Here is a 23,523-nt window from a genome sequence, read left to right as displayed (position 1 = left end):
CGCCGGATCCCGCCTGGTCACTCCTCCGGCGGCACGCACAGCACCGGCACGGTCGACATGTGCAGCAGTTTGTGGGGTGTGGAGCCCAGGAGCGCGCCCCGCATCGGGCTCTCGCCCCAGCTGCCCACCACGATGACGCGGGCCGCGTGACGGGTCGCCGCGTCGATGAGTGCCTGGGCAGGGTTCTTGTCGAGCACCTCGACGACGGTCGGCACACCCGCCCGGTCGGCCTCCGTGACCGCGTGTTCGAGGCCGGCGCGGCCGGTCTGGCGGATGGCCTCGTAGTGGGACCGGTACTCCTCGCCCAGCGGACCGGGCGCCGCCGCGCCGTAGACCAGCACGAGCCGCTCGTCGAAGGCGGCCGCCACCTCGACCGCGATCCGCAGCGCCCGGGCGGCGCCGGGGGATTCGTCGTAACCGAGCACGACCGCCATCTCAGTGCTCCTTGCCGTGCACCAGGTCGGGGTCGGCCACGCTCGGCCGCTCCTCCCAGAAGACGGGCGACCGCAGCCGCCACACGATCATGACGACCACCCCGGTGAGGGCGATGCCGATACCGATGACGAGCGGCGGCCCGAGGCCGAACCACGAGGTGCCGCTGTACGAGTTCGCGGGATCGGACATGTCGGAGACCGACCTCACCAGGAGCCAGGTGAGGAGCCCGGCACCGACGACCGGACCGAGGCCGATCAGCAGGAAGTTGTGGACGCTCTCCAGGAGATGACGCCGGTAGTAGACGGCGCAGGCGATGCCGGTGAGCGCGTAGTAGAAGGCGATCAGGAGCGACAGCGCGGTCAGCGAGTCGAAGAGGGCGTTGGCGCTGATCTGGTTCACCACCAGGTACCAGGCGATGGCGATGCCGGCGACCCACCACGTACTCACGTCGGGGGTACGGAAGCGGGGGCTGATGTGGCCGTAGTGCGCGGGCAGCGCCCGCCGCCGGGCCATGGAGAGCGCGGTCCGCGAGGCCGGGATGATCGTCGTCTGGGTGGAGGCGATGGCGGACGTGGAGACGGCCAGGAGCAGGATCCAGTCCCAGCCCCCCAGCACATCGGTGGCGAGCTGGGCGAAGATGAACTCCTCCTCGCCCGCGTTCTCCGCGAGGAACGTCGGACCGGCGTAGGCGACGACCGCGAACCCGACCGACACGTACGTGACCAGCAGGATGACGGTCGACCAGAGGCCTGCCTTGCCGGGGGCGGTCGCGGAGTCCTTGACCTCCTCGGTGAGATTGACCGCGGACTCCCAGCCCCAGTAGATGAACACGCCGAGCAGCAGCCCGCCGGTCAGCGCCGCGCCTCCGGCGCCGAAGGGGTTCAGCCAGCTGAGGGCGGGTTCGACGGAGTCGTAGGCGCTCGTGCCGTCGTACACCTTGTACAGCGCCACACCCACGAAGATCAGCAGGAAGGCGACCTGCGCCAGGATGAGGACGTTCTGCACGTGGGCCGACAGCTCGGTGCCGATGACACAGACGGCCGTCATCACCAGGATCAGGAGCACGGTGAGGGACTGCCGTACGAAGGCGTTGTCCACCCAGCTGTCGAGGCCGAAGGAGAGCAGCGCGAAGCTCACGGCCACGTCCGCGAGCGAGCCGACGACCAGGACGCCGGTCATGGCGATGGCCCAGCCACCGAGCCATCCGGCCCACGGGCCCATCGCGCGCGTGACCCAGGAGAACGTCGTACCGCAGTCCTGGTCGACCTTGTTCAGGTAGTAGAACGCGGACGCGATGAGCAGCATCGGGACGAACGACGCGAACATGACGCCGGGCGCGTAGATTCCGGCGAGCGCGACGATCGGGCCGATGACGGCGGCCAGCGAGTACGCGGGGGAAGTGGAGTTGAGTCCGATGACGAGGGCGTCGACGAACCCGATCGCATTCGCCTTCAGACCCGCGGGGCGACCGGCGGGTGAGGCGGGATCCTCTGCGGCCATGGTGCCTCGCTCTGGAGAGGTATGCCTTCATCGTAGGGAGGGCGGGCCGGGGCTGCACGCCAGGAGCGCGCGGCGTACGCCGGCCGTGCGCGCGGGGGCGGGACCTGCCGTACGTCGGCCGGGCGCGGGGGACGGACCTGCCGTACGTCGTCGGCCGGGCGCGGGGCGGGCCGTCGGGCGCCTTCGGGCCGTGAGCCGAAGGGGGATCGTGAGCAGACCGGGGACTTCGAGAGTCGACCGGGGGGCGTGGGCCGACCGGGGGACGTGCAGCCGAGGAGGGAGCGGCCCGACCGGGGCAAGTGCAGCCGAGCCGGGGGCGTGGGCCGAGCGGGGGCGTGGAGCCGAGCCGGGGGGCGTGGGCCGACCGGGGGCGTGCAGCGGAGTCGGGGGCGTGGGCCGAACGGAGGACGTCGGCCGGTCGCGCACGGTCACCCGGTAGCATCGCGCAGCCCGCCGTACCGTACCCGTCACCGAACGGAGCGCCTGATGCCGAAGGACCTGGACGACTTCGCGGAACTCTCCACCCCTCTCGTCGCCGACGCCTGCGTGCGCCTCGGCGAGCCGCTGCGCGCCGCGCCCGCCGGGATCCTTCCCGTCGTCGCGGGGCTGCGGGTCGCGGGGCGGGCGCTGCCCGTACGCCACTACGGCAGCGTCGACGTCTTCCTGGAGGCGTTCACCCGGGCCGGGCCCGGCGACGTCCTCGTCATCGACAACGCGGGCCGCCGCGACGAGGCCTGCATCGGCGACCTCGCCGTCCTGGAGGCGGAGGCGGCGGGTGTCGCCGGGGTCGTCGTCTGGGGCCTGCACCGGGACACGCCCGACCTCGTCGAGATCGGGCTGCCCGTCTTCTCGTACGGACGGCACGCGCCCGGCCCCGTGCGTGCCGACCCCCGGGACCCCGACGCGCTGACCACGGCCCGGTTCGGCGACCACGCGGTGACCGCCGACGACGTCGTCCTCGCCGACGACGACGGTGTGCTCTTCGTGCCGGCCGCCCGGGTGGACGCCGTCCTCGAGGTGGCCCGCACGCTGTTCCGCACGGAGCGGGAACAGGCGCGCCGCATCAGGGCGGGGGAGACCCTCCGCGCCCAGACCGGGTTCGACGCCTATCTGGCGGCCCGGGCCGAGGACCCCACGTACACCTTCCGGCAGCATCTGCGCCGGATCGGCGGTGCGATCGAGGAGTGAACCGGGGAGTGGACCGGGGAGCTCGGCGGGGTGCGCGCAGGGAGGCGTGGCGGAGGATCAGCCTTCGAAGCCGACCGTGCCGTCCGGCAGGATCGCCTCCACGCGCGCGCCGTGCTCCACGGTGCGGCTCACCGTGCAGAACTTCTCGTGCGTCAGACGCACCCCCCGGGCGAACACCTCCGCCGCCTTCGGGTTGCTGTCCGGCAGCTCGAACTCGTAACTGACCCGGATACGGCCCACCCGGCCGTCGTCCTCGGGCCCGGAGACCGACTCCACCACGATCTTCAGGTCGTCGTGCTCCACGGCCCGCGCGGTCCGGTCCACGACGAGCCCGCCACAGCCGCCCATCGCCGCGAGCAGCAGCTCGACCGGGGTGAACGAGGGCTGCGCGTCGGCGTCGTCGGCGGCGGCCATCCGGACCTCCGCGCCCCGGTCGTTCCGGGCGGTCCAGTTCCGGTACCCGGTGCGGACGGTCTCGATCCGGTAGTCGGCCATGGCGGCGGTCTCCTTCGTTCTGGGGTGCGTGCTCGTACGGTACGGCGCCCCGGTCAAGCAACCCCACCGCCCCCGCCCTGCCAAGCGGACGCGCCGAGCGGCACTCATCGGAGAGGTGAGTACCGGGACTCATGCGCGCGCACGGCCCCGGGGGATGGGATGGGGCCATGCCCCACCGCACCCCTCCGGCCTCCGACGCCCACGTCGCCACGGGCCGTCCCGCCACCGGCCCGGAGTCCGCGGGCCGTCCCGCCACCGGCCCGGAGACGACGGGCCTCGAGCACACCGACCCGGAGCCCGACGCCCCCGTGGGTGACGAGCACACCCCGCACGCCTGGATCGCTCCGACCGTCGCCACCGTCCTCACCCTGCCGCTCGCGTTCGTCGCGTTCATCGGCGTCGCGCTCTCCCCGATGGCCTGCAACCCCTGCTCCGGGGCGAGGAGCGCGGAGTTCAGCGCGGACTTCGTGCCGGCCTTCTGGACCTTCCTCGTCGGCCTGGTGCTGGCACTCGCGCTGCTCGTCACGAGCTGGGCCCTGCCGCGGCGCCGCCGCCACACGGTCCGCCGCCTCACGGCGGCCGCCCTGGCCCCGGTCTCCGTCCTGCTGTTCTCTCTCCTCTTCCTGGGGCTGGTCGACTGGCCCTAGGGGTGTCTCGCCGCCCAGGCGCGGGCTCGCGGCCGGCCTGATCGACACGACATTCCCGGGCCGGTCCGGCGGTGGACGCTACCGCCGCCTCGCGTCCGCGTGGGCCCGGACCACCGTGCCCCAGGCCTCCGCCACCTCGCCCCAGACCGTGCGGAGTTCGGGCTCCGCGTCCCGCACCGCGGTCACCAGGGCCTCCGGGTCGGTACCCGACTCCCGGAGCCGCTCACCGTCCTCGGCCGCCCACTCCGCCACCGTGTCGCCGCCCGCCTCCGGATGGAACTGCACCGCCCAGCAGGCGTTCCCGACCCGGAACGCCTGGTGCGGGCAGTCGTCGCCCGTCAGCAATGGGACCGCGCCGTGCGGCAGTCGCTCCACGTCGTCCCAGTGCCACTGTGCCGCGAGGGCGCCGTCCGGCACTCGTCCGAGCACCGGATCCTCCGACGCGGCCGGCAGCCTCCGGAGCGGCACGGCGCCCAACTCCGGCCCCTGGGGGCGTGTCGCGACCGAGCCGCCCAGGGCGTGGGCGACGATCTGGCCGCCCAGGCAGATCCCGAGCAGCGGTATCGCCTCGGTCACGGCCTCGCGGACGAGGGCGCGGACGCCCGGCAGCCAGGGAGCGGCCTCGTCGTCCTCGCAGTTCACCGCCCCACCGAGGACCAACAGCCCCGCGTGGCCGCCCAGGCCGGCCGGCAGCGTCTCGCCCTCCCAGGCGCGCACCACGTCGAGCCGGAGGCCGGCCCGGGCGAGGCGCTCGCCGACGAGCCCCGCGCCCGCGTCCTCCTCGTGCTGCACCACGAGTACGGCGGCGGTCACGCGTGCGGTGCCGGCCGGGGCCCGGCTCCCGGGGACCTCCGCCGCGTCCGCCGCCGCGTCCGCATCCGCCGCGTGCGGCTCCGCCGCCTCTGCCGCGTCCGTTGCCCCTGTCTCCGGCGCCCCTGCCGTCCCCGTCGCTTCTGTCGTCTCCATCGTCTCCGCCGTCACGGTTGGTCGCCTCCCAAGGCCCGCCCGGGAACGCCTCGTCGCGTTCGCCGAACCCGAGGATCGCGGAAGAAACGTTTGTGCGGGACCCCTGGAGGGCTCTTGCGCGATCACGTCTGAGTAGCGGTCTGCGCCCGTCTGAGTATCCGGACCGATTCGGCGCCGCCCGTGCCCTGCTGGACTGTGACCATGACCTTCGACGTCCGGCGCACCCGCTCCCTCCAGCACGTCACCGCCACCGGCACGGCACTCGCCGTCGCCCTCGGTCCGGTGGTCGTCGGTGCGTTGCTCGCCCGGTCGGTGGGCGGCGATCCGATGGCATCCGTCAACGCCCTGATCGCCGGCGGCGGTCAGCGCGCCAGGATCTCGTCCGCCCAGCTCCGCTCGGGTGCTCTGCGTCGCTCGGGCGCACGACTCCGCTTCCGGGCGACGCACGGGGCCGCCCGCCCGCCCCGCGGCGCCCGTACGGCATCGATCCGCCGTCTCTCCCGTACGGCTCCGCTGCCGCGCCGGGCCGGATCGGCCGCGCGGTTCGCGCGCCAGGAGGAAGCCCTGCGGCGCCTTCTCCCGGGGGTGCGACTCACGCACCAGCCGGGCCGACTCGACGGGGCGCAGCGGCGACGGTCTGCCGGCCGCCGCCAGACGCGCGGCGACGCGGTCCGGTGACCAGCGGCCCACCTCGAGCGTGACCTCGTGGCCGTACGCCTGCTGGAGGCGTACGCGCTCGTTCGCCACCTTGAAGGCGAGCAGGGCGAGAAGCAGGTTGACGGTAACCTGACACTCGCCGGGTCGAACGACTCCCGGCCGGCACCCACATGAGCGATGATCACCACATCCGAGGAGGCACCCGGGCGTCAGCCCCGAGGCCATGACGAAGGGCACACCGAATGGCGAGGCGGCACCCCGTGCGGGACGACCACCCCACGAGCGACAGCGGGGACGGAACCGTGCGTTCCGAGGACGGTGGCGACGCGCCGCGCGGCACCAGCCGGCGCCGGTTCCTCGGGTACGTCCTCGCCGCCCCCACCCTCACCGTCGCCGCGCAGCTGGGCGTCGAGGCGCTCGCGCCCCGGCAGGCCGCCGCCGCGGCTCCGGCGCTCATCCCCTCGCTCCCCGGACCCGCCGAACTTCTCGACCTCAACGAACTGCTCACCCTCGCGGCCCTGCCCACCAGCCACCTCATCACCATCCGTCTCGACGAGGACGGCACCGCCCACTTCGCGCTGCCCCGCGCCGAGGTCGGCCAGGGGATCACCACCTCCAGCGCCATGATCGTCGCCGAGGAACTCGACCTCCCCCTGGACAAGGTCGAGGTCACGCTCGCCGACGCGCGGCCCGAGCTCCTCTTCAACCAGCTGACCGGCGGCTCCAACACCACCTACTCCACCTACCACCCCCTGCGCGTCGCCGCCGCCGTCGCCCGCGGCCGGCTCCTGCCTCGAAGGCAGCTGGGACCAGTACTTCTACACCCGGCAGTGGAACACCCCGCCCGAGCTCGAGATCATCGTGATGCCCTCGACCGGCGACAAGCCGGGCGGCGCGGGCGAACTCGCGGTCGCCGGCGCCATGGCCGCCGTCGCCTGCGCCTACGGCCGGGCCACCGGCACCATGCCGACGGTCTTCCCCGTCAACCACGCCGATCCGCTCGCCTTCACGCCCCTGCCGACCGTCCCGCCCGTCCCCGCCTCGCCGACCGACGGCCGCGACCGCGCCCTCTGAGACCTGGAGCAGCATCCGTGCCGCAGCACACCTTCATCCTGAACGGCAAGGCCGTCACCGCCGACGTCGAGGGCGACGTCCGCCTCCTCTGGGTCCTCCGGGACGTCCTGGGCGTCACCGGACCCAAGTACGGCTGCGGGGTCGGCGTCTGCCGGGCCTGTACGAGCCACCTCAACGGCAAGGCGTTCACGCCGTGTGCCGTGCCCGTCGAGGACCTCGCTCCGGGCGACGAGGTCACCACCATCGAGGGACTCCCCGACACCGTGGGAAGCGACCTCCACCCCATGCAGGAGGCCTGGCTCGACCTCGACGTCGCCCAGTGCGGCTACTGCCAGCCGGGCCAGATCATGACCGCGGTCGCGGAGGTGCGCCGGGCCCGGGAGGCCGGGCGCGAGATCACCGAGGCGGACCTGGACACGATCCGCAACATCTGCCGGTGCGGGACCTACCACCGCATCCGGCAGGCCGTCCTGGACGGCGCGCGCAGGATGACCTGACCTGACGGCCTGGCGGGCGGAAGGCCCGCAAGCCTTCGGACTCGGGCCCTCGGACTTCGGGCTTTCCGGCTTTCCGGCTTCGGGATCAGACCGAGGTCCCCGGGCGCCGCGCCGGGGGCCCTGAGCGGTGCGAGCGTGGACTCCAGTTCCGTACGGGCGAGTCGGGCGGCCTCCTCCCCGTCGCCCGACCCCACCGCCGCGACCAGCGCCACGTGGGCCGCCTCACCGTGACGCGGGTCCCGGCCCCGCAGGTCGAGCAGGTCCAGGAGGTCGATCAGGCCCTGGCGCAGCACCGGCGCGAACTCCACGAACAGGTCCGCGACGTCGTCCTGACCGGGGCCACCAACTCCGTCGCGCGCCCGCCCCGTTGGACTCCGACCCGCGAACAGGGGGAGCGGGCCGACCGGTTGATCGCCACCCTCGGGCCCGGCGACCGGAGGGTCGCCCGCCGGCCCAGCGGCCCGCGCCCCGGCTGCTGCTCCTGGACGAACCGGCCACCGGTCTCGACCTGCCCGGCAGGGAACAGCTTCTCGACGCGCTCGACGTCCTCGGCGGCGAACACCCGTCACTCGCAACGGTCCTGGTCACCCATCACCTGGAGGAGCCGCCCTCCGGCACCACCCACGCCCTCCTGCTCCGCCAGGGACGGGCCCTCGCTCAAGGGCCCGTCGACGAGGTGCTCACCGGCGAGCTCCTCGGCGCGTGCTTCGGGCTGCCGCTCACGCTCGAACGGCAGGGAGGGCGCTGGAGCGTACGGACGGCTCGGAGGGAGGTCGGACGGACGGCTCCAGTTTCTCCCGTACCGCGTCCAGATACTCCGCCACCGCGTCCCGGTTCCGGGTGAGGCAGCGGATCCGCTCGGTCATCCGGTCCCGCTCGTCCTCCAGGGTGGCCAGCATCTCCGGGGTGGCGTCCGGGAAATGGATGATCCGGGGCTTGTTCAGACAGGGCAGGATCTGCTTGATGATCCGGGTCGGCAGACCGGCGTCCAGAAGGCCCCGGATCTGCATGACCCGGTCCAGGTTCGACTCGTCGTAGACCCGGTAGCCGTTCGGCAGCCGGTCCGCGACGATGAGACCCTGCTCCTCGTAGTAGCGCAGCAGCCGGCGTGGTGTTCCGGTGCGCTCCGACAGTTCCCCGATCCGCATGGACGCCCCCTCCAGGGACTGGCTTGACCTTCACATCAATGTGAGGGTTCGAGCATAGATCCATGGCCAACGACACGACAGCGGCGGCCCGTTCCGCCGCGCCCGCCAGCCCTGAGAACTCTTCCCTCCCCGCGAAGCCCGCCACCCCCGAGACCCCCTCCGGCCGACTGCCGCTCCTCGCGCTGCTCGCCCTCGCGACCGCCGTCTTCGTCACCAGCCTCACCGAGACCCTCCCCGCCGGCGTCCTGCCCGGCATGAGCGCCGACCTCGGCGTCGGAGAGGCGGCCATGGGGCAGGCGGTCACCGTCTACGCCCTCGGCACCGCCCTCACCGCCGTCCCGCTGGCCGCCCGCACCGCCGCGTGGCGCCGCAAGCGCCTGCTCCTCACCTCGGTCGGCGGGTTCGCCGCCGCCAACACCGTGACGGCCTTCTCCTCCTCGTACGCCCTCACGATGGGCGCCAGGTTCCTCGCCGGGGTCGCCGCGGGCGTCGCCTGGGCCCTGCTCGCCGGCTACGCCCGACGCATCGCCCCGCCGCGTCTCCAGGGCCGGGCCGTCGCCGTCGCCATGACCGGCATCCCCCTGGCGCTCTCCCTCGGCGTCCCGGCCGGCACCTTCCTCGGTGAGGCCGTGGGCTGGCGCGTCGCCTTCACCGCCATGACCGTGATCGCCGTCGCGCTCCTCGGCTGGATCGCCCTCGCCGTCCCCGACCTGCCGGGCGAGGCACACGGCGGGCGCGCCCCGGTCGCCCGGACCCTGAGGGTGCCCGGCGTACTCCCGGTCCTGGCCGTCACGTTCACCCTCGTCCTGGCCCACACCGTCCTCTACACCTACGTGGCCGCCCACCTCGGACATCGCGGCCTGGCCGGCTCCACCGGCCTCGTCCTGCTGGTCTTCGGTGCCGCCTCGCTCGCCGGGATCTGGTTCACCGGGCGGCAGATCGACCGCAGGCTCCGGATCCTGACCCTCGCCGGCACGGTCCTCGTGGCCGTGGCGGCCGCCGTGCTCGCCGTCCCGGCCGGCGGCATCGCGCTCGCCCTGGCGGCCGCCGCGCTCTGGGGGTTCGGCTGGGGCGGCGCGCCCACCCTCCTTCAGACGGCCGTCGCCGACGCGGGCGGCGAGCACGCCGACACCGCCCAGACACTGCTCGTCAGCCTCTGGAACGCCGCCATGGCGGCGGGCGGCATCGCCGGTGGCGTCCTGCTCGACGTGCTCGGCGCGGGCGCCCTGTCCTGGAGCGTGCTCGTCCTCCTCGTCCCCGTGGTGGCGATCGTGGCCGGGGCCCGCGCCCACGGCTTCCCGGCCCGCCCGGCCACCCGCCGGTGAACCGGAGCACCAGCGGACCGTGTCCGTCGGGAACACGCGAAGGCCCCCACCGCGGTGCTGCGGTGGGGGCCTTCGCGTGTTCCGCGGACCGGTCAGACGGCCGGCGGGACCCGGGGCGGCCGTCCGGCGCCGCGCGTCAGCACATAGCCGCCGATGCCCGCGAGGGCCGCGAGGATGCCGCCCGCCGCGGTCCAGAGCCAGCGGTCGGACCACCAGCCGGAGGACCAGCCGTCCTCCGGGGCCGCGGCCTCGACGGCGGAGGGCCGGCCGGCCTCCTCGTCGGCCTCCGCCTGGTCGGCCGTGGTCGCGCCGGGGACGAGCGGCGCGGCGAGCGAGCCGTCGGTCGCGTAGGCGCCGCCCTTGTCGACGGTGCTCACCCCGAGCCGGGCCGTGAACGGCTGGCCGAGGTCCTCGTCCGGCAGCGAGGTGGCGGTCAGCCGCACGTAGTAGCTGCCGGGCAGCGGGTCGTTCGACCAGGTGTCGGCCGAGGCACGGACCGGGCGCAGCACACAGGTGAGCCGCACGGTCGCGGTCTCCTTCGCCGCGGCGCGGGACTGGGTCCCGTACATGCACGGCTGGCGCCGCCGGAGCCCGTCGTACACGTCGACCCGCCAGGTGGCGGGCCCGTGCCGCAGGGCCGCGTCGGGCAGGGTGACGGTGGCGTTCACCGTCGGCCGCTGCCCGGTGTCCGCCGGGAACACCCAGTACAGGTAGTCACCCGTGGCGGCCTGCGCGGTGGCCTCCTGCCCGGGAAGGAACCGGGCGGCCGTACGGAACGTGGTGCCGGCTTCCGTCGGCCCCGCGGTCGAACCGTCCTTGCCCGGGTCGGTCGAGGGCGAGGGGGAGTCGGCCAGGGCGGCCGGGGCCGCGAGTCCGAGGAGAGCGGCGCCCACGAGGGCGGCTGTGGCGAGCGTGCGTACGGTACGCATCAGTGGGTCCTCCAGACAGCGACGCGCCAGCGGGACAGCCAGCCCCAGAGCAGACCGGCCACGAAGCCGACGAGCACCAGCGCGCCGAGCAGCCACCAGCCGCGGCCGAGACCGAACGACGCCACGTCCGAGGCGGTCGAAGGGCCGTCGACGACGTCCACCGTCAGCTCGATGGGCATGCCCGGCGTCGTCTTGACCGACGGGGGAGCGGAGAACGAGTTGCTGACCTGGAGACAGACCGTCTCCGCGGCCGGCTTGCCGTCCTCGGGCTCGTCGTCGAGCTCCGGCTTCGGGTAGCGCAGGCCGGTCGAGACGACGTCGGTGCGTCCGTCGTCGGCCTCGGAGCCGCGGACGATCTCCCGGCCGTGGCGGGTGACGGCGCGCAGCAGCACGCCGTAGTCGTTGTTGACGGCGCGGTCGGCCGACACGCTGACGGAGGCGCGGAGTTCCTGACCGGGCAGCAGGTCCACCCGGTACCAGCGGTGCTGGCCGAAGGCCTCGCGGTCGGTGTACAGGCCGGGCTTGAGCTGCGGAGCGTCGGCGCAGCGCAGCGCACCCTCGGTGGCCACGGGCGTGACCACCGGGTCGGCGGCACGGTCGACCAGCTGCCGGACCCGGCGGGAGAGGTCCTCGGTGCGGTGGACGGAGGTGTACGTGCCTCCGGTGGCCTCCGCGATGCAGGTGAGCTGCTGCCGGGTCTTGGCGTCCGGCACCAGGCCCAGGGTGTCGATGACGAGATGGATGCCCTTCGCCGCTATCTCGCGCGCCACCTGGCACGGGTCGAGCGGGGCGCAGGTGTCCTCGCCGTCCGTGATGAGCACGATCCGCCGGGTGGCGTCGCCGCCCTCCAGGTCCTCGGCCGCTCCGAGCAGCGCCGGACCGATCGGGGTCCAGCCGGTCGGGGCCAGGGTGGCCACGGCGGTCTTGGCCTCGGTCCGGTCGAGCGGGCCGACCGGGTAGAGCTGCCGGGTGTCCTTGCAGCCCCGCTTGCGGTCCTGCCCGGGGTAGTCGGCACCCAGGGTGCGGATGCCGAGCCGGACCTCCGATGGCACCGCGTCGAGGACCTCGTTGAAGGCCTGCTTGGCCGCCGCCATCCGGGACTTGCCGTCGATGTCCTTGGCCCGCATGGAGCCGCTCACGTCGAGGACCAGCTCGACCTTGGGGGATTCCTTCGCCACCGGCGCGTCCGCGGTCGCGCCCGTCGGCAGGAGCGCGACGCTCAGGGCGGCGAGCAGCGCGCAGGCCCCGGTCGCCAGCCGTTTTCTCGTGATCATCGCCGGATCGTATTGATGATCCTCCGACAATCCAAAACGAGGGTGGACGCCGGGACCCGAGACGCGGTCGGAGCCGGGGCCCGAGACGCGGTCGAAGCCGGGGTCCGGGACGTGATCCGTGCGGGAGCCTGAGACGCCGCCGGAAGGGGGAAGACCGTGCGGCGCGCCGCGCCGGTCCCGGGGTGTCAGCGGTGCTCGGGGTTCGGGGCTCGGGAAGCCGGGGGCAGCACCTGAAAGCGCTTGGAGGCCAGGGCCCTTGATCCGGTGATCGAGAGACTCGCTCGGGCATGAGCCGACCACCCCGCTGACCGGCGAACTCGGCCGCCACGCGGCGGCCGAACACCGGATGGCGCTGATGGAGGACGCCCACACCGCGCGCGCCACCGAACGCGAAACCGCTCAGGCCGGTAGGCACGCCATGAACGACGTGGAGACCCAGTGGCGCAACGTCTGTGAGTCCCTTGCCGACGTGGAGGAGGCGTTCGCCTGCATCGAGGAGCAGGTCCACACCCACGCCGCGGCCATGCACAGCTATCCGGCGCTGTTCACCCGCGCCGAGCTGGACGCGATGCGCGACGAGGCGAACGCCGTCGAGCGACGGGTGTGGCAGGCCCGGGAGATGGTCCGCAAGGCCGACGTGATGCGCCGGCAGTGGATGTACGCGAACCCGCCCGCCGCCTACCCCTTCGGGAAGACCACCTGATCGCAGCGAGTCAGCGCGGCGGCGACGAGCACGAGCGGACCCGTACCGGCATCGACCACTGATGGTTCGCAATGCGACCATCAGGATCGGCGCGAAGCTTTCGCGGGGAAGCCCCCGTCTCTGAGTGGAGCAGTCGTTCAGCGATGCTCTGGATTCTCGAAGTCGAAGCGGCAGCCGGCGTCCCACTCGGCGCGCTGGTTGCCGTGTGCGGGGATGCCGCCGGTGTCCTTGAGCATGCGGGCCAGGTGGAGCAGGTTCCAGGTCATGAACGTGGTGTTGCGGTTGGTGAAGTCGTTCTCCGGACCACCCGAGCCCTCGTCGAGGTAGGAAGGGCCGGGTCCGGCCGGGCCGACCCAGCCCGCGTCGGCCTGCGGCGGGATGACGTAGCCCAGGTGCTGAAGGCTGTAGATGACGTTCATCGCGCAGTGCTTGGCGCCGTCCTCGTTACCGGTGATCAGACAGCCGCCGACCCGGCCGTAGTACGCGTACTGTCCCGCGGAGTTGAGGATCGAGGAGCATGCGTACAGGCGCTCGATCACCTTCTTCATGACCGAAGAGTTGTCTCCCAGCCATACAGGTCCAGCCAACAGAAGGATGTCCGCAGCCATCACCCTCGAGTAGACGACGGGCCACTCATCGGTCTCCCACCCGTGCTCCGTCATGTCCGGCCACACACCGGTCGCGATGTCGACATCCACCGCGCGCAGCACCTCGACCTCGACGCCCTGGCGCTCCATGATCCCGGTGCTGATGTCGATCAGCCCCTGAGTGTGGCTGCGCTCCGGAGACCGCTTGAGAGTGCAGTTGATCACCAGGGCGCGGAGATCACGGTAGGACGTACCGGATTCGGTCATCGATGCGTCCCCTTGCGGACGAGTGGGCGGTCGGGCGGCGCGACACCCGGCTGCCGACGTCGATGGGGCCCGGGTTGGTCCGGCCGAAGATCCCGTCCACTGTCTCGCCTCGTCGGGCGGAATGATCGAACGCCGCGCCTACGGTCACGGGGTCGGCCACCCGATCACCCGCATGGCCCCGCGCCGATGGCACGTGCCCCCGAATCAGATCGGTCCGCACAACACACGGACCGGCCGCGCCCGATCAGCCCCTCGGTGTTGCTGACCTCGGGGGAGCGCTTGAGCGTGCAGGTGAGGTAGAGCGCGCTGAGGTCGTCGTACCGGTACGCGGCGGAATCGGGCACGGCCATCGACGGTCTCCTCACGCACGGGGGCGGCCCCTCGCGGGACCGCTCCCCAGCCCGTGCATGCCCTCGCGGCCGGGCCACTCGACCGCGACCGACGCATGAGCAGGCGTCAGGACCGCGACGTCCTCCCTACGCCGCCGGGTGCGGGGGCACGGCGTCGACGAGGGCCGCGAGGGCGGCCCCGAGCGCCCGTACCCCCGGTCCCGCCGCGCCGCCCGGCTCACTCATGTAGACATCGCGCCGGATCTCGATCATGAGCGCGCTGACCCGTGGATCCTTGCCGTAGTACGCCAGCGGTACGTACGTCCCGGCGAAGGGCGTGTCCGTCGCCAGGCCCCCGAACCCGCCGAACGCCTCCCGCGCCGCGTCCAGCAGGGCCGGCGGCGTGTGGAAGGCGTCGGTACCGAGGCAGACCGGCGGGCGCGGGCCCTCGCCGTGCAGTTCGTACGGCAGCGGCCCGGTCGGGTACGAGTGGACGTCGACGATCACGGCCCGCCCCGTCGCCTCCAGCCGTTCCGCCACGGCGGCCGCCATGCCCTCGGCGTACGGCGTGAAGTACCGGTCGATCAGCGGCGCCGGGTCGAATCCGGCGGGCCGGAGCGCGGCCCGGTGCGTGGTCCTCGTGTACACCGCGCCCATCCCGACGGCCAGCATCTCCTCGCGCTCGTCGGGGAACCGCTCGGGGTCGACGACCAGCCGCGACAGCCGGTTGACGAACTGCCAGGGAGGCGCGCCGGCGGCCGCCGCGGCCACGGCCGCGATCTCCGCCGTGTGGGCGTCGGTGATGTGGTCGAGCTCGCGGTCCAGTTCCCCGTCGTCCAGCAGGATGCCTTCGCGCACGTCCGGGGGTATCACCCGGGAGGAGTGCGGGACATGGAGGATGACGGGGGAGTCCGGGGCGCCGGCGAGGACGTCGTACGAGCGTGAGGTCATCGGCTCACCCTTCCACAGGTCGGCCCCGCCGTGGCGTGCGCCCGGTGCGCGCCGCACGCCCCGCCGGGCGCGGGCGAGCGGGCCGCCCTCCCCGTCCCACCTCCGGCACGACGTCGCCGCGTCCCTCGTCGTCTTCCTCGTGGCGCCGCCCCTCTGCGCCGGCGTGGCCGTCGCCTCCGGCGTGCCCGCCGAGCTCGGCCTGATCGCCGGCATCCTCGGGGGCCTCTTCGCCGGTCACCGGTCGCACGTCACCGGTCGCCGGTCGACCGTCACGGCCGCGTGGATGGTCTTGCCCTCCGGGCCCGCGTCCACGGTCACCTCGCGGCACAGACGGAGCACGATCGGCCAGCCGTAGCCACCGGGGCGCAGATCCTCGTGGCGTTCGTACAGCGGTGCCTGCCCGCTGGCGTCGGACACCGACACCGTCACCCGGTCGCGGTCGACCCCGATCCCGAAGCCCGTGACGCCGCCCGCGTGCCGGTGCGCGTTCGTGACCAGCTCCGAGGTGACGAGCAGCAGGTCCTCGACCTGGGCGGGCGGCAGGGGGCCGAGCGCCGCGAGGGTGTGGCGGACGAGCTGCCGCGCGTCGGCCGGGGTACGGACCGGGGGCGCACCGGCGCTCCAGGCGCCGCGCGGGTCCGCCCCGGGGGCCGGGGGCCGGGTGTCGCTCCAGGTCTTCATCGCGCATCCCTTTCTTCCTGTTCTGGCCGGTACCTCAGCAGGTGATGGGGTTCGTCTGCCCGTTCGAACCGGGGTGATGCGTCTCTTCCGGGTGGAATCGGCCGGGAGAGGACGAGGAGTGCGTCCGGAAAGCGGGGGTACGTGAACCGGGACCGCTGAACGGACCGCGAGCCAGAGGAGGTTGTTCCTGTGCGGACCGATCCGGCCGAGGCGACGACGGCGTACGCGACGAACGGCGTGGCAGAGGAATTGCCCTTTCCCGAGGTTCCGCACGCGATTCCGCCCCGGGACGCGCGCGCCCTGTCGAAGGTGTTCCTGCGTGAGCTGGCGGCGCGGGAGGAGGGCACCGCGGGGCACCAGTACGTCCGGAACACCCTCATCGAGATGAACATGTCACTGGTGGTGTACGCGGCTGGGCGGTTCCGGTCGCGCGGCGACGAGCGGGAGGACATCCTCCAGGTCGGCATGGTCGGCCTGATCAAGGCGATCGACCGCTTCGACCTGTCGCGCGAGGTGGAGTTCGCCACCTTCGCCGTGCCGTACATCGTGGGCGAGATCAAGCGGTTCTTCCGCGACACCACCTGGGCCGTGCACGTCCCGCGCCGCCTCCAGGAGGCGCGGGTGGAGCTGGCCAAGGCGACCGACGAGCTGAGTTCGCGGCTCGGCAGGGCCCCGCGCCTCTCCGAGCTTGCGCCGGTCATGGACCTGACCGAGGACGAGGTGGTCGAGGCTCAGGTCGCCGCCAACGGCTACCACTCCACGTCCCTGGACGCCAGGCTGGCCGGCGGCGACAGCGAGGAGGAGGACGCGGCCCTGGCCGATCTCATCGGCCAGGAGGACCCGGCGCTCGCCCTCTTCGAGGAGTTCCACACCCTCGCCCCGCTCGTCGAGGCACTCGCCCCGCGCGACCGGCTGCTGCTGCACCTCCGCTTCGTGGAGGAGCTCACCCAGACGGAGATCGGCGAGCGGATCGGCGTCTCCCAGATGCACGTCTCACGGCTGCTCGCCCGAAGCCTGGACCGCTTGCGGGACGGCATGGTCGAGGACGGTGACGAGGGCCTAGGACGGTGACGACGGTCGAGGACGATGACGAGGGCGCCTGGGACGGTGACGAGGGCTGAGGGGGCCGGGAGAACGCGCGGCCCCCTCAGCCCTCGCCCCGGTCCGCCCCGCCCAGGCACGCCCGCCCCGGCACGCGCCGCGCGTCGGTGGAGTCAGCGGACCGAGCTCAGGAACGCCCGGGTGCGCTCCTCCGCGGGCGCGTCCAGGAGCTCGTCCGCCGGTCCCGACTCGACGATCCGGCCGCCGTCGAACATCAGGATCCGGTCCGAGACGTCCCGGGCGAAGCCCATCTCGTGCGTCACGCAGAGCAGCGTGATGTCGGTCCGCCGGGCGACGTCCCGCAGCACGTCCAGCACCTCCGCCACGAGTTCCGGGTCGAGCGCCGAGGTCACCTCGTCCAGGAGCAGGATCTCGGGCCGCATCGCCAGCGCGCGGGCGATGGCCACCCGCTGCTGCTGGCCGCCGGAGAGCCTGGTCGGCCGCGCCTCGACCTTGTCGGAGAGCCCGACCAGGTCGAGCAGGTCCCGGGCCCGGCCCCCGGCTTCCTCCCGGCTCTCGCCGAGCACGTGCACGGGCGCCTCGACGACGTTCTCGAGGACGCTCATGTGGGGGAAGAGGTTGAACTGCTGGAACACCATGCCGATCCGCCGCCGTCGCGTGGCCAGATGACGCTCGCTCGCCGGCACCAGCGTTCCGGCCTTCCGGCCCGGCATGTGGGAGAACGGCTCGCCGTCCAGGTGGATGACGCCGTCGGTCACCCGCTCCAGCGTCATGAGCAGCCGCAGGATCGTGGTCTTCCCGGAGCCGCTCGGGCCGATCAGCGTCACACGCTCCCCGCGGGCGACCTCCAGGTCGAGTCCGTCGAGCACCGAGTGGTCCCCGAACCGCTTCGTGACCCGGTCGAAGCGGACCGCCGGGTGCGCGGTCGGGGCCTTGGCGAGGTCCTCGGACAGCTCCTCAATGGGCAAGGCGTGCCTCCAGTCGTCGTATCAGCACCGAGGTCGGCCAGCTCGCGAGCAGGAACACCACGGCGGCAAGGGTGAAGCTCTCCAGATAGGCGAAGTGGGTGCTGCCGAAGGTGTTCGCCTCGTGGACCATCTCGTGGACCGTGATCACCGAGAGCAGGGGTGTCTCCTTGAACATGGAGACCGCGTAGTTGCCCAGCGGCGGCAGCACGTTGCGCACGGCCTGCGGCAGCACCACCGCCCGCCAGACCCGCCGGCGCGGCAGCGACAGCGCCGTGCACGCCTCCCACTGCCCCTTCGGCACGGCGTCGATGCCCGTCCGATAGACCTCGGAGAGGTACGTGGCGTAGTGCACGCCCAGGACCAGGACGCCGAGCGTCGGCGCGTCGAGTCCCGGGATCAGCACCCAGGCCGCGAACAGCTGCACGAGGAGCGGCGTCGAGCGGACGAACCCCGCCGCCCCGCGCAACGGGAGGGCCAGCCACGCGGGACCCGTCCGCTGGACGAGGGCGAGCACGAGCCCCAGGACCGTCGCGACGGCGAAGGCGAGCACCGTCGCGACCAGGGTGACGCCGAAGCCCTCGAGAACGGTCGGCAGAGCGGCCCGGGCCGCCTCCCCGTCCCACATCATGCGCCGCCTTCCTGCCCGAGACGGGCCTTCGCGGCCCGCTCCAGGGCGTTCATGAGGAGGCTCAGGACGACGGCCATGCCGAAGTAGAGCCCCAGGAGCAGCAGGTACGAGGCGGCCGTCGCGCCCGTCGAGGAGCGCAACTGGTCGATCTGGAAGGTGAGATCGGGGACCGTGACCAGAGAGAGCAGCGGCGTCGCCTTGAGCAGTTGGACGAGCAGGTTCTTGAAGGGCGCCACCATCAGGGCGTGCGCCTGGGGCAGGACGACCCGCCGCAGCCGCAGGACCGGTCCCATGCCGAGCGCGATCGCCGCCTCGGTCTGGGCGCGGGGGACCGCGGTCACCGCGCCCCGCACGACCTCGGAGCCGTACGCCCCGAAGTTGAGGCCGAGCGCGAGCACGCCGCAGGCCAGCGGTTCCAGCCGGAAACCGACCATCGGCAGCGCGAAGAACAGCCAGAAGAGCTGCACGTACAGCGAGGTGCCCCGGAAGAACTCGACGACGACCCGCGCCGCTCCGCGCACCGGAAGCCGCGTCGAGCGGGACAGCAGGCCCAGGGTGTACGCGAGGAGCAGGGCGAGCGCGGCGCCGAGCACCGTGGCCTCCACCGTCGTCAGGAGGCCCTCGCCGAGCCGGGGCATCGCCCGGCGGAGCTCGGGCAGGAACTCAGCCATTCCGGCCGTCCTCCCGCCCCAGGCCCGCCACCCGGTCGCCCCCGGACACGCCGCCGGTCACCGCGCGGCCTGTCACCGCGCCGCTTGTCACCGGCCCGCCCGCAACCGTGACGCCAACCACCGGCCCGCCCGTAGCCGTGCCGCCCCTCACCCGGCGCACAGGTCGGCGGTACGCAGGGAACGGGGCGGCACCTCGCGGGCGGTGAAGCCGTAGCGGCCCAGGAGGTCCACGAACCGGTCCGGGGATCCGGTGATTTTGAGGAGCTCCTTGTCGAACGCGTCCCGCAGCCCGGTCGCGCCGGGCCGGAACACGGCTCCGCCCGCGCCCAGCTGCCGTACGCCGTCCACCACCGGCACGAACGCCTCGGTCACCTCCACCGCGGCGTCCCGGTTCGTCCGCGCCAGCCAGCGCAGCGAGATGGCGGTCAGCGCGAAGGCGTCGATCCGCCCGGCGAGCAGGGCGTCGAGACCGTCCTGCTGCTTGGCCAGCGTCTTCACCGACCCGTCGGGAACGCCCGCCGCCTTGGCGAACGAAGCCTCCACCGCGGCCGTCAGCACGCCGACGGTCACGTTCTTCGCCGCGCAGGACGCCAGGTCGCTCAGCCCCTTCGGATTGCCCTTGCGGACCATCAGCGCGGTGGGGGAGACGAACTCCGGCTCGGAGAAGATCACCTTGGCGCAGCGCTCGGGCGTGATCGACATGCCCGCGCTCACGACGTCGAAGCGGTCGGCGAGGAGCCCGGGGATCAGCGCCCCGAACTCGGTCAGCGTCGGACGCAGTTCGCGCACCCCGAGCGCCGTGAACACCTCTCGGTGCAGCGTCGGGGCCTCCCCGGCCGGCTCGCCGCCGTCCTGGAAGCCGTACGGCGCCTCACCGGCGAACCCGACCCGCACGAAGCCCTGTTTCCGCAGCCGGGCCAGGAGCGCGCCGTCGTCCTCGGGCGCGCCCGAGCCGACCTGGGTGCGGGTGCAGGCCGAAAGGAGCCCCGGGGTCAGGGCGAGGCCGCCGAGGAGCGCCGTTCTGCCGAGGAAGCCTCGTCGGTCCAGGCGCGCCGTGCCGGTCACGTGCGATCCCATGAGGGCGCGGCGATGAACGAGGGCCGCCGGACCGGGGCGGCGAAGGGCGCCTCCGGCTGGTTCTCGACGCTGTTGAAGACGAGGAACACATTGCTCCGGGGGTACGGGGTGATGTTGTCGCCCGACCCGTGCAGGGCGTTGCAGTCGAACCAGGTGGCGGAGCCGGCCGGGCCGGTGAAGTGGCGGATGCCGCAGGCCTCGGCGAACGTGGTCAGCGCCTCGTGGGAGGGCGTACCGGCGTCCTGCATCTGGAGCGACCTCTTGTAATTGTCCTTCGGGGTGGCTCCGGCGCAGCCGAGGAACGTGCGGTGCGAACCCGGCATGATCATCAGGCTGCCGTTGGTGGTGTGGTTCGGCGTGAGCGCGATCGACACCGACACGGTCCGCATCCTCGGGAGACCGTCCTCCGCGTGCCAGGTCTCGAAGTCCGAGTGCCAGTAGAAGCCGCTGGCCCCGAAGCCGGGCTTGACGTTGACCCGCGACTGGTGGACGTAGACGTCGGAGCCGAGGATCTGGCGGGCGCGCCCGACGATCCGCGGATCCGCGGCGAGCCGGCCGAAGACCTCGCTCATCCGGTGCACCTCGAAGACGGAACGTATCTCCTGGGAACGGGGCTCGACGACCGCCCGCTCGTCGGCCCGTACGGCCGGGTCGGAGACGAGCCGGTCCAGCTCCGCCCGGAGCACGTCGACCTCGTCCGGGGTGACGATCTCGTCCACGGTGATGAAGCCGTCGCGGTCGTACTCCTCCAGTTCGCGGGCCCAGAAGGGGCCCGCCGTGCCGGGCCCGGACCACACGACGGGGTCCTTGCGGCCGATCAGTTCCTCCTTCGGGCCACGGGTGGGGTAGAGGTCGACGGGGCGGGTGGGTGCGGAGGGCATGGGGGAGCGCGCTTCCTTTCGCGTAAGGATGTCGGTTCGCGTGGGGATGCCGGGTGACGTGCCGGGCTCAGACGTCGTCGGACGCGGGCTCGGGTTCCGTCAGCAGCGGGTAGACGCCGTTCTCGTCGTGGTCCTCGCGCCCGGTGACGGGCGGGTTGAAGACGCACAGGCAGCGGAAGTCGGCCTTGACCTTGAGGGTGTGGCGCTCGTGCCCGTCGAGCAGATACATCGTGCCGGGCACGATCGTGTACGTGCGGCCCGTCTCGTGGTCGGTGAGCTCCGCCTCGCCGGCCGTGCAGACGACGGCCTCGACGTGGTTGGCGTACCACATGGCGGTCTCGGTGCCGGCGTACAGCACGGTCTCGTGGAGGGAGAAGCCGACCCGCTCACGGGCCAGGACGATGCGCTTGCTCTCCCAGGTGCCCGAGGCGGCCCTCACGTGCCGCTCGGTGTTCTCCAGCTCGTCGAAGGTACGGACGATCATGGGGTACGACTGCCTTTCGGGTCATCGGGTCATCAGGTCGTCGGGCCGGCCGGTCGGCCGGGTCGGCCAGTCGGCCAGTCGGTCAGTGGGCCGGTCGGTCGGCCGGCGTCGGAACGCCGGTTCGGGAGGGGGAGTCAGGCGGTGTGACGGACGGCGCGGGCCAGGATCCCGAGGCCCTCGTCGAGTTCGTCGTCCGTCGCGGTCAGCGGCGGCAGCAGCTTGACCACCTCGCCGATCGGGCCGGAGGTCTCGACCAGGAGGCCGGTCTCGAAGGCGCGCCGGCACACGGCCTCGGCGCGCTCCCCGTCGGCGAACTCCAGGCCCCACACCAGTCCGCGGCCGCGAACGGACAGGCCGCTGCGCTTGTCGCCCCCGCACAGGTCGAGGAGGGCGCGCTCCACCCGGTCCGCCCGGCTCAGGGTGCGCCCGCGCAGGGCGCCGTCGCGCCAGTAGGCGTCGAGGGCGGCCGTGGCGGTGACGAAGGCGGGGTTGTTGCCGCGGAAGGTCCCGTTGTGCTCGCCGGGCTGCCAGACGTCGAGCTCCGGCCGGAACAGGCAGAGGGCCATGGGCAGGCCGTAGCCGCTGATGGACTTGGACAGGGTGACGATGTCGGGCGTGATGCCCGCCTCCTCGAAGGAGAAGAAGTCGCCGGTGCGGCCGCAGCCCATCTGGATGTCGTCGACGATGAGGAGCATCTCGTGCCGGCGGCAGAGCTCGGCGAGCGCGCGCAGCCACTCGGCCCGTGCGACGTTGATGCCGCCCTCGCCCTGGACGGTCTCGACGATCACGGCCGCCGGGTGGTCGAGGCCGGAGCCGGCGTCGTTGAGGAGCCGCTCGAACCAGAGGAAGTCGGGGAGCTGCCCGTCGAGGTAGTCGTCGAAGGGCATGCGGATGGCGTGGTGCAGCGGGACGCCCGCGCCGGCCCGCTTGGCGGCGTTCCCGGTGACGGCGAGCGAGCCGAGCGACATGCCGTGGAACGCGTTGGTGAAGGAGACGACCGTCTGCCGTCCGGTGACCTTGCGGGCGAGCTTCAGCGCCGCCTCCACGGCGTTGGTGCCGGTGGGCCCCGGGAACATCACCTTGTAGGGCAGGGCGCGGGGCTCCAGGACCGTGGTGTGGAAGGTCTCGAGGAAGTCGCGTTTGGCGGTGGTCGACATGTCGAGGCCGTGGGTGATGCCGTCGTTGCCGAGGTAGTCGAGGAGGGCCCGTTTGAGCACGGGGTTGTTGTGGCCGTAGTTCAGCGAGCCGGCCCCGGCGAAGAAGTCGAGGTACGGACGCCCCTGCTCGTCGTACAGCCTGCTGCCACTGGCGCGTTCGAAGACGACGGGCCAGGCGCGGCAGTAGCTGCGGACCTCCGATTCGACGGTCTCGAAGACGGAGGGCGTGGCGATGTCGGTCAGGGTCACGAAGCTCTTCTCCAGAGTGTTGTTCGGGGGTGTGGCGTGCGCGCTCGACGGCTCAGGAGGCCGGCGGGCCGAGGGGGCCGATGCGGTACAGCACCTCGGACTCGTGGCCCGCCGCCGGGAACGCGGCGGCCGGGAACAGGACGTCCTGCGTCACCTCCGCACCGTGTCGGCGTGCGAACGACCGGAACAATCGGTCGGATGCGAGGTTCCCCGGGGTGACGGTCGCCTCGATCCGGCTGATCCCGTGCTCGGCCGCGACCTGCGCGGACAGAGCGTCGAGCAGGGTCCCGGCTACCCCGCTTCCGCGGTGCGAACCCTCGACGGCGATCTGCCAGACGAAGAGGGTCTCCGGCTCGTCGGGGCGCAGGTATCCGGTGACGAAGCCGATCGGGCGTCCGGAGGCGTCACGGGCGACCGTGGTCGTGCCGGCGAAGTCGCGGCACCACAGCAGATAGCTGTACGGCGAGTTGAGGTCGAGTTCGCCCGAGCCGCGTGCGATCCGCCAGAGCTCGGCGCCATCCGCGAGGGTCGGGGGGGTCGTGCGGGGAGTCGTGGTCGTCAGGCCAGTGGTCAACGGGGTCATGGGCGCCGAAGCTACCGAGTGGATCTCGGAACTTCCTGGTCCGGAGGGCTTGTTACGGACACCCGGCCGTGATAGATGAGGCGCCGGCCTCCGGGGGCGGAAATGTGCGC

Annotated in this window: 26 protein-coding genes and 4 pseudogenes; 10 read left to right on the top strand and 20 right to left on the bottom strand. The window is 72.8% G+C overall.

All coding sequences use genetic code 11. The features are described 5' to 3' along the window. Positions 1 to 17 precede the first annotated feature (17 nt). Both ACFQ79_RS02730 and ACFQ79_RS02725 read right to left on the bottom strand, forming a co-directional pair. Positions 18 to 434: a universal stress protein gene (locus ACFQ79_RS02730; RefSeq protein WP_383579012.1), complete on the bottom strand. Its 417-nt coding sequence runs from the start codon at positions 432 to 434 to the stop codon at positions 18 to 20. A gap of 1 nt (position 435) precedes the next feature. Further along, complete coding sequence (locus ACFQ79_RS02725) at positions 436 to 1,935, bottom strand: APC family permease (protein ID WP_383579011.1); 1,500 nt, start codon at positions 1,933 to 1,935, stop codon at positions 436 to 438. 486 nt (positions 1,936 to 2,421) lie between these two features. On the opposite strand from ACFQ79_RS02725, the gene ACFQ79_RS02720 reads away from it, so the two are divergent. Beyond that, complete coding sequence (locus ACFQ79_RS02720) at positions 2,422 to 3,123, top strand: RraA family protein (RefSeq protein ID WP_383579010.1); 702 nt, start codon at positions 2,422 to 2,424, stop codon at positions 3,121 to 3,123. Between the two features lie 57 nt (positions 3,124 to 3,180). On the opposite strand, the gene ACFQ79_RS02715 is transcribed toward ACFQ79_RS02720, so the two are convergent. Next, on the bottom strand, positions 3,181 to 3,618 hold the full coding sequence (locus ACFQ79_RS02715; protein ID WP_383579009.1) for an OsmC family protein: 438 nt from the start codon (positions 3,616 to 3,618) through the stop codon (positions 3,181 to 3,183). Between the two features lie 167 nt (positions 3,619 to 3,785). Here ACFQ79_RS02715 and ACFQ79_RS02710 point away from each other — a divergent pair, with 167 nt between their 5' ends. Then, positions 3,786 to 4,265: a hypothetical protein gene (locus ACFQ79_RS02710; protein WP_383579008.1), complete on the top strand. Its 480-nt coding sequence runs from the start codon at positions 3,786 to 3,788 to the stop codon at positions 4,263 to 4,265. A gap of 78 nt (positions 4,266 to 4,343) precedes the next feature. On the opposite strand, the gene ACFQ79_RS02705 is transcribed toward ACFQ79_RS02710, so the two are convergent. Continuing rightward, positions 4,344 to 5,231 carry a type 1 glutamine amidotransferase gene (locus ACFQ79_RS02705; protein ID WP_383579007.1) on the bottom strand — a complete coding sequence of 296 codons (888 nt, stop codon included), beginning with the start codon at positions 5,229 to 5,231 and terminating at the stop codon, positions 4,344 to 4,346. A 201-nt stretch (positions 5,232 to 5,432) separates the two neighbouring features. Between ACFQ79_RS02705 and ACFQ79_RS02700 the strand changes: the two genes are divergently transcribed. From ACFQ79_RS02700 to ACFQ79_RS02690, 3 genes and pseudogenes are all read left to right on the top strand, one after another. Continuing rightward, positions 5,433 to 5,909, top strand: a complete 477-nt coding sequence (locus ACFQ79_RS02700; protein ID WP_383579006.1) for a hypothetical protein — start codon at positions 5,433 to 5,435, stop codon at positions 5,907 to 5,909. Positions 5,910 to 6,130: 221 nt separating this feature from the next. After that, positions 6,131 to 6,679 (top strand): annotated as a pseudogene (locus ACFQ79_RS02695) (molybdopterin cofactor-binding domain-containing protein); the annotation flags it as partial. Positions 6,680 to 6,979: 300 nt separating this feature from the next. Then, positions 6,980 to 7,459: a (2Fe-2S)-binding protein gene (locus ACFQ79_RS02690; protein ID WP_329275215.1), complete on the top strand. Its 480-nt coding sequence runs from the start codon at positions 6,980 to 6,982 to the stop codon at positions 7,457 to 7,459. Here ACFQ79_RS02690 and ACFQ79_RS02685 read toward each other — a convergent pair. Then, positions 7,408 to 7,767: a hypothetical protein gene (locus ACFQ79_RS02685; RefSeq protein WP_383579108.1), complete on the bottom strand. Its 360-nt coding sequence runs from the start codon at positions 7,765 to 7,767 to the stop codon at positions 7,408 to 7,410. The genes ACFQ79_RS02690 and ACFQ79_RS02685 overlap by 52 nt on opposite strands. Before the next feature lie 3 nt (positions 7,768 to 7,770). On the opposite strand from ACFQ79_RS02685, the pseudogene ACFQ79_RS02680 reads away from it, so the two are divergent. Further along, positions 7,771 to 8,228: pseudogene (locus tag ACFQ79_RS02680) on the top strand (ABC transporter ATP-binding protein); the annotation flags it as partial. Here ACFQ79_RS02680 and ACFQ79_RS02675 read toward each other — a convergent pair. Next, the gene (locus ACFQ79_RS02675; RefSeq protein ID WP_383579005.1) at positions 8,179 to 8,607 is read right to left on the bottom strand and encodes a MerR family transcriptional regulator; all 429 of its coding nucleotides are present in this window, start codon (positions 8,605 to 8,607) and stop codon (positions 8,179 to 8,181) included. The pseudogene ACFQ79_RS02680 and the gene ACFQ79_RS02675 overlap by 50 nt on opposite strands. A gap of 62 nt (positions 8,608 to 8,669) precedes the next feature. Between ACFQ79_RS02675 and ACFQ79_RS02670 the strand changes: the two genes are divergently transcribed. Beyond that, positions 8,670 to 9,932: an MFS transporter gene (locus tag ACFQ79_RS02670; protein ID WP_383579004.1), complete on the top strand. Its 1,263-nt coding sequence runs from the start codon at positions 8,670 to 8,672 to the stop codon at positions 9,930 to 9,932. Between the two features lie 92 nt (positions 9,933 to 10,024). On the opposite strand, the gene ACFQ79_RS02665 is transcribed toward ACFQ79_RS02670, so the two are convergent. Then, positions 10,025 to 10,861, bottom strand: a complete 837-nt coding sequence (locus ACFQ79_RS02665) for a hypothetical protein (protein WP_383579003.1) — start codon at positions 10,859 to 10,861, stop codon at positions 10,025 to 10,027. Further along, positions 10,861 to 12,135, bottom strand: a complete 1,275-nt coding sequence (locus tag ACFQ79_RS02660) for a VWA domain-containing protein (protein WP_383579002.1) — start codon at positions 12,133 to 12,135, stop codon at positions 10,861 to 10,863. The genes ACFQ79_RS02665 and ACFQ79_RS02660 overlap by 1 nt, the downstream gene beginning before the upstream one ends. 355 nt (positions 12,136 to 12,490) lie before the next feature. Here ACFQ79_RS02660 and ACFQ79_RS02655 point away from each other — a divergent pair, with 355 nt between their 5' ends. Then, positions 12,491 to 12,838, top strand: a complete 348-nt coding sequence (locus tag ACFQ79_RS02655) for a hypothetical protein (RefSeq protein ID WP_383579001.1) — start codon at positions 12,491 to 12,493, stop codon at positions 12,836 to 12,838. A gap of 137 nt (positions 12,839 to 12,975) precedes the next feature. Here ACFQ79_RS02655 and ACFQ79_RS02650 read toward each other — a convergent pair whose 3' ends face one another. The 3 genes and pseudogenes from ACFQ79_RS02650 to ACFQ79_RS02640 form a co-directional block, all read right to left on the bottom strand. Beyond that, positions 12,976 to 13,692: a flavodoxin family protein gene (locus ACFQ79_RS02650; protein ID WP_383579000.1), complete on the bottom strand. Its 717-nt coding sequence runs from the start codon at positions 13,690 to 13,692 to the stop codon at positions 12,976 to 12,978. 224 nt (positions 13,693 to 13,916) lie between these two features. Then, positions 13,917 to 14,042: pseudogene (locus ACFQ79_RS02645) on the bottom strand (flavodoxin family protein); the annotation flags it as partial. Between the two features lie 126 nt (positions 14,043 to 14,168). Beyond that, on the bottom strand, positions 14,169 to 14,972 hold the full coding sequence (locus tag ACFQ79_RS02640) for an N-formylglutamate amidohydrolase (protein WP_383578999.1): 804 nt from the start codon (positions 14,970 to 14,972) through the stop codon (positions 14,169 to 14,171). Between ACFQ79_RS02640 and ACFQ79_RS02635 the strand changes: the two are divergent. Then, positions 14,971 to 15,207: pseudogene (locus ACFQ79_RS02635) on the top strand (hypothetical protein); the annotation flags it as partial. The gene ACFQ79_RS02640 and the pseudogene ACFQ79_RS02635 overlap by 2 nt on opposite strands. On the opposite strand, the gene ACFQ79_RS02630 reads toward ACFQ79_RS02635, so the two are convergent. Then, positions 15,207 to 15,653: an ATP-binding protein gene (locus ACFQ79_RS02630; protein ID WP_383578998.1), complete on the bottom strand. Its 447-nt coding sequence runs from the start codon at positions 15,651 to 15,653 to the stop codon at positions 15,207 to 15,209. The pseudogene ACFQ79_RS02635 and the gene ACFQ79_RS02630 sit on opposite strands and share 1 nt — an antisense overlap. Positions 15,654 to 15,842: 189 nt before the next feature. On the opposite strand from ACFQ79_RS02630, the gene ACFQ79_RS02625 reads away from it, so the two are divergent. Continuing rightward, positions 15,843 to 16,724 carry an RNA polymerase sigma factor SigF gene (locus tag ACFQ79_RS02625; RefSeq protein ID WP_383578997.1) on the top strand — a complete coding sequence of 294 codons (882 nt, stop codon included), beginning with the start codon at positions 15,843 to 15,845 and terminating at the stop codon, positions 16,722 to 16,724. A gap of 143 nt (positions 16,725 to 16,867) precedes the next feature. Here ACFQ79_RS02625 and ehuA read toward each other — a convergent pair whose 3' ends face one another. The 8 genes from ehuA to ectA all read right to left on the bottom strand — a co-directional run bounded on the left by ehuA (position 16,868) and on the right by ectA (position 23,413). Next, positions 16,868 to 17,683 carry an ectoine/hydroxyectoine ABC transporter ATP-binding protein EhuA gene (ehuA, locus tag ACFQ79_RS02620; RefSeq protein WP_383578996.1) on the bottom strand — a complete coding sequence of 272 codons (816 nt, stop codon included), beginning with the start codon at positions 17,681 to 17,683 and terminating at the stop codon, positions 16,868 to 16,870. Then, entirely contained in the window at positions 17,673 to 18,308 is a 636-nt protein-coding gene (gene ehuD / locus ACFQ79_RS02615) for an ectoine/hydroxyectoine ABC transporter permease subunit EhuD (protein WP_383579100.1), read from the bottom strand. Before ehuD ends, ehuA begins: the two co-directional genes overlap by 11 nt. Then, positions 18,308 to 18,982, bottom strand: a complete 675-nt coding sequence (ehuC, locus tag ACFQ79_RS02610; RefSeq protein WP_383578995.1) for an ectoine/hydroxyectoine ABC transporter permease subunit EhuC — start codon at positions 18,980 to 18,982, stop codon at positions 18,308 to 18,310. Before ehuC ends, ehuD begins: the two co-directional genes overlap by 1 nt. A 147-nt stretch (positions 18,983 to 19,129) precedes the next feature. Then, positions 19,130 to 20,047 carry an ectoine/hydroxyectoine ABC transporter substrate-binding protein EhuB gene (ehuB, locus tag ACFQ79_RS02605; RefSeq protein ID WP_383578994.1) on the bottom strand — a complete coding sequence of 306 codons (918 nt, stop codon included), beginning with the start codon at positions 20,045 to 20,047 and terminating at the stop codon, positions 19,130 to 19,132. Continuing rightward, complete coding sequence (gene thpD / locus ACFQ79_RS02600) at positions 20,044 to 20,940, bottom strand: ectoine hydroxylase (RefSeq protein ID WP_383578993.1); 897 nt, start codon at positions 20,938 to 20,940, stop codon at positions 20,044 to 20,046. Before thpD ends, ehuB begins: the two co-directional genes overlap by 4 nt. 67 nt (positions 20,941 to 21,007) lie before the next feature. Next, entirely contained in the window at positions 21,008 to 21,424 is a 417-nt protein-coding gene (locus tag ACFQ79_RS02595) for an ectoine synthase (RefSeq protein ID WP_030314862.1), read from the bottom strand. A 134-nt stretch (positions 21,425 to 21,558) separates the two neighbouring features. Then, entirely contained in the window at positions 21,559 to 22,830 is a 1,272-nt protein-coding gene (gene ectB / locus ACFQ79_RS02590) for a diaminobutyrate--2-oxoglutarate transaminase (RefSeq protein ID WP_383578992.1), read from the bottom strand. A 52-nt stretch (positions 22,831 to 22,882) separates the two neighbouring features. After that, entirely contained in the window at positions 22,883 to 23,413 is a 531-nt protein-coding gene (gene ectA / locus ACFQ79_RS02585; RefSeq protein ID WP_383578991.1) for a diaminobutyrate acetyltransferase, read from the bottom strand. Positions 23,414 to 23,523 lie beyond the last annotated feature (110 nt).

The sequence above is a fragment of the Streptomyces sp. NPDC056480 genome (assembly GCF_042795405.1).
Classification (GTDB): domain Bacteria; phylum Actinomycetota; class Actinomycetes; order Streptomycetales; family Streptomycetaceae; genus Streptomyces.
Note: the sequence above shows the minus strand (reverse complement) of the source record. Positions and strands in the feature narration are given on the sequence as shown.

What these genes read in the sequence shown, in the direction of transcription:
- ACFQ79_RS02630 (WP_383578998.1), bottom strand. Translation starts at nt 15,653, where the DNA reads ATGAAGACCTGGAGCGACACCCGGCCCCCGGCCCCCGGGGCGGACCCG.
- ehuD (WP_383579100.1), bottom strand. Translation starts at nt 18,308, where the DNA reads ATGTGGGACGGGGAGGCGGCCCGGGCCGCTCTGCCGACCGTTCTCGAG.
- ACFQ79_RS02725 (WP_383579011.1), bottom strand. Translation starts at nt 1,935, where the DNA reads ATGGCCGCAGAGGATCCCGCCTCACCCGCCGGTCGCCCCGCGGGTCTG.
- ectA (WP_383578991.1), bottom strand. Translation starts at nt 23,413, where the DNA reads ATGACCCCGTTGACCACTGGCCTGACGACCACGACTCCCCGCACGACC.
- ACFQ79_RS02655 (WP_383579001.1), top strand. Translation starts at nt 12,491, where the DNA reads ATGGAGGACGCCCACACCGCGCGCGCCACCGAACGCGAAACCGCTCAG.
- ACFQ79_RS02720 (WP_383579010.1), top strand. Translation starts at nt 2,422, where the DNA reads ATGCCGAAGGACCTGGACGACTTCGCGGAACTCTCCACCCCTCTCGTC.
- ACFQ79_RS02650 (WP_383579000.1), bottom strand. Translation starts at nt 13,692, where the DNA reads ATGACCGAATCCGGTACGTCCTACCGTGATCTCCGCGCCCTGGTGATC.
- ACFQ79_RS02640 (WP_383578999.1), bottom strand. Translation starts at nt 14,972, where the DNA reads ATGACCTCACGCTCGTACGACGTCCTCGCCGGCGCCCCGGACTCCCCC.
- ACFQ79_RS02595 (WP_030314862.1), bottom strand. Translation starts at nt 21,424, where the DNA reads ATGATCGTCCGTACCTTCGACGAGCTGGAGAACACCGAGCGGCACGTG.
- ehuC (WP_383578995.1), bottom strand. Translation starts at nt 18,982, where the DNA reads ATGGCTGAGTTCCTGCCCGAGCTCCGCCGGGCGATGCCCCGGCTCGGC.
- ACFQ79_RS02700 (WP_383579006.1), top strand. Translation starts at nt 5,433, where the DNA reads ATGACCTTCGACGTCCGGCGCACCCGCTCCCTCCAGCACGTCACCGCC.
- ACFQ79_RS02675 (WP_383579005.1), bottom strand. Translation starts at nt 8,607, where the DNA reads ATGCGGATCGGGGAACTGTCGGAGCGCACCGGAACACCACGCCGGCTG.
- ACFQ79_RS02730 (WP_383579012.1), bottom strand. Translation starts at nt 434, where the DNA reads ATGGCGGTCGTGCTCGGTTACGACGAATCCCCCGGCGCCGCCCGGGCG.
- ACFQ79_RS02665 (WP_383579003.1), bottom strand. Translation starts at nt 10,861, where the DNA reads ATGCGTACCGTACGCACGCTCGCCACAGCCGCCCTCGTGGGCGCCGCT.
- thpD (WP_383578993.1), bottom strand. Translation starts at nt 20,940, where the DNA reads ATGCCCTCCGCACCCACCCGCCCCGTCGACCTCTACCCCACCCGTGGC.
- ACFQ79_RS02670 (WP_383579004.1), top strand. Translation starts at nt 8,670, where the DNA reads ATGGCCAACGACACGACAGCGGCGGCCCGTTCCGCCGCGCCCGCCAGC.
- ACFQ79_RS02660 (WP_383579002.1), bottom strand. Translation starts at nt 12,135, where the DNA reads ATGATCACGAGAAAACGGCTGGCGACCGGGGCCTGCGCGCTGCTCGCC.
- ACFQ79_RS02710 (WP_383579008.1), top strand. Translation starts at nt 3,786, where the DNA reads ATGCCCCACCGCACCCCTCCGGCCTCCGACGCCCACGTCGCCACGGGC.
- ACFQ79_RS02715 (WP_383579009.1), bottom strand. Translation starts at nt 3,618, where the DNA reads ATGGCCGACTACCGGATCGAGACCGTCCGCACCGGGTACCGGAACTGG.
- ACFQ79_RS02705 (WP_383579007.1), bottom strand. Translation starts at nt 5,231, where the DNA reads ATGGAGACGACAGAAGCGACGGGGACGGCAGGGGCGCCGGAGACAGGG.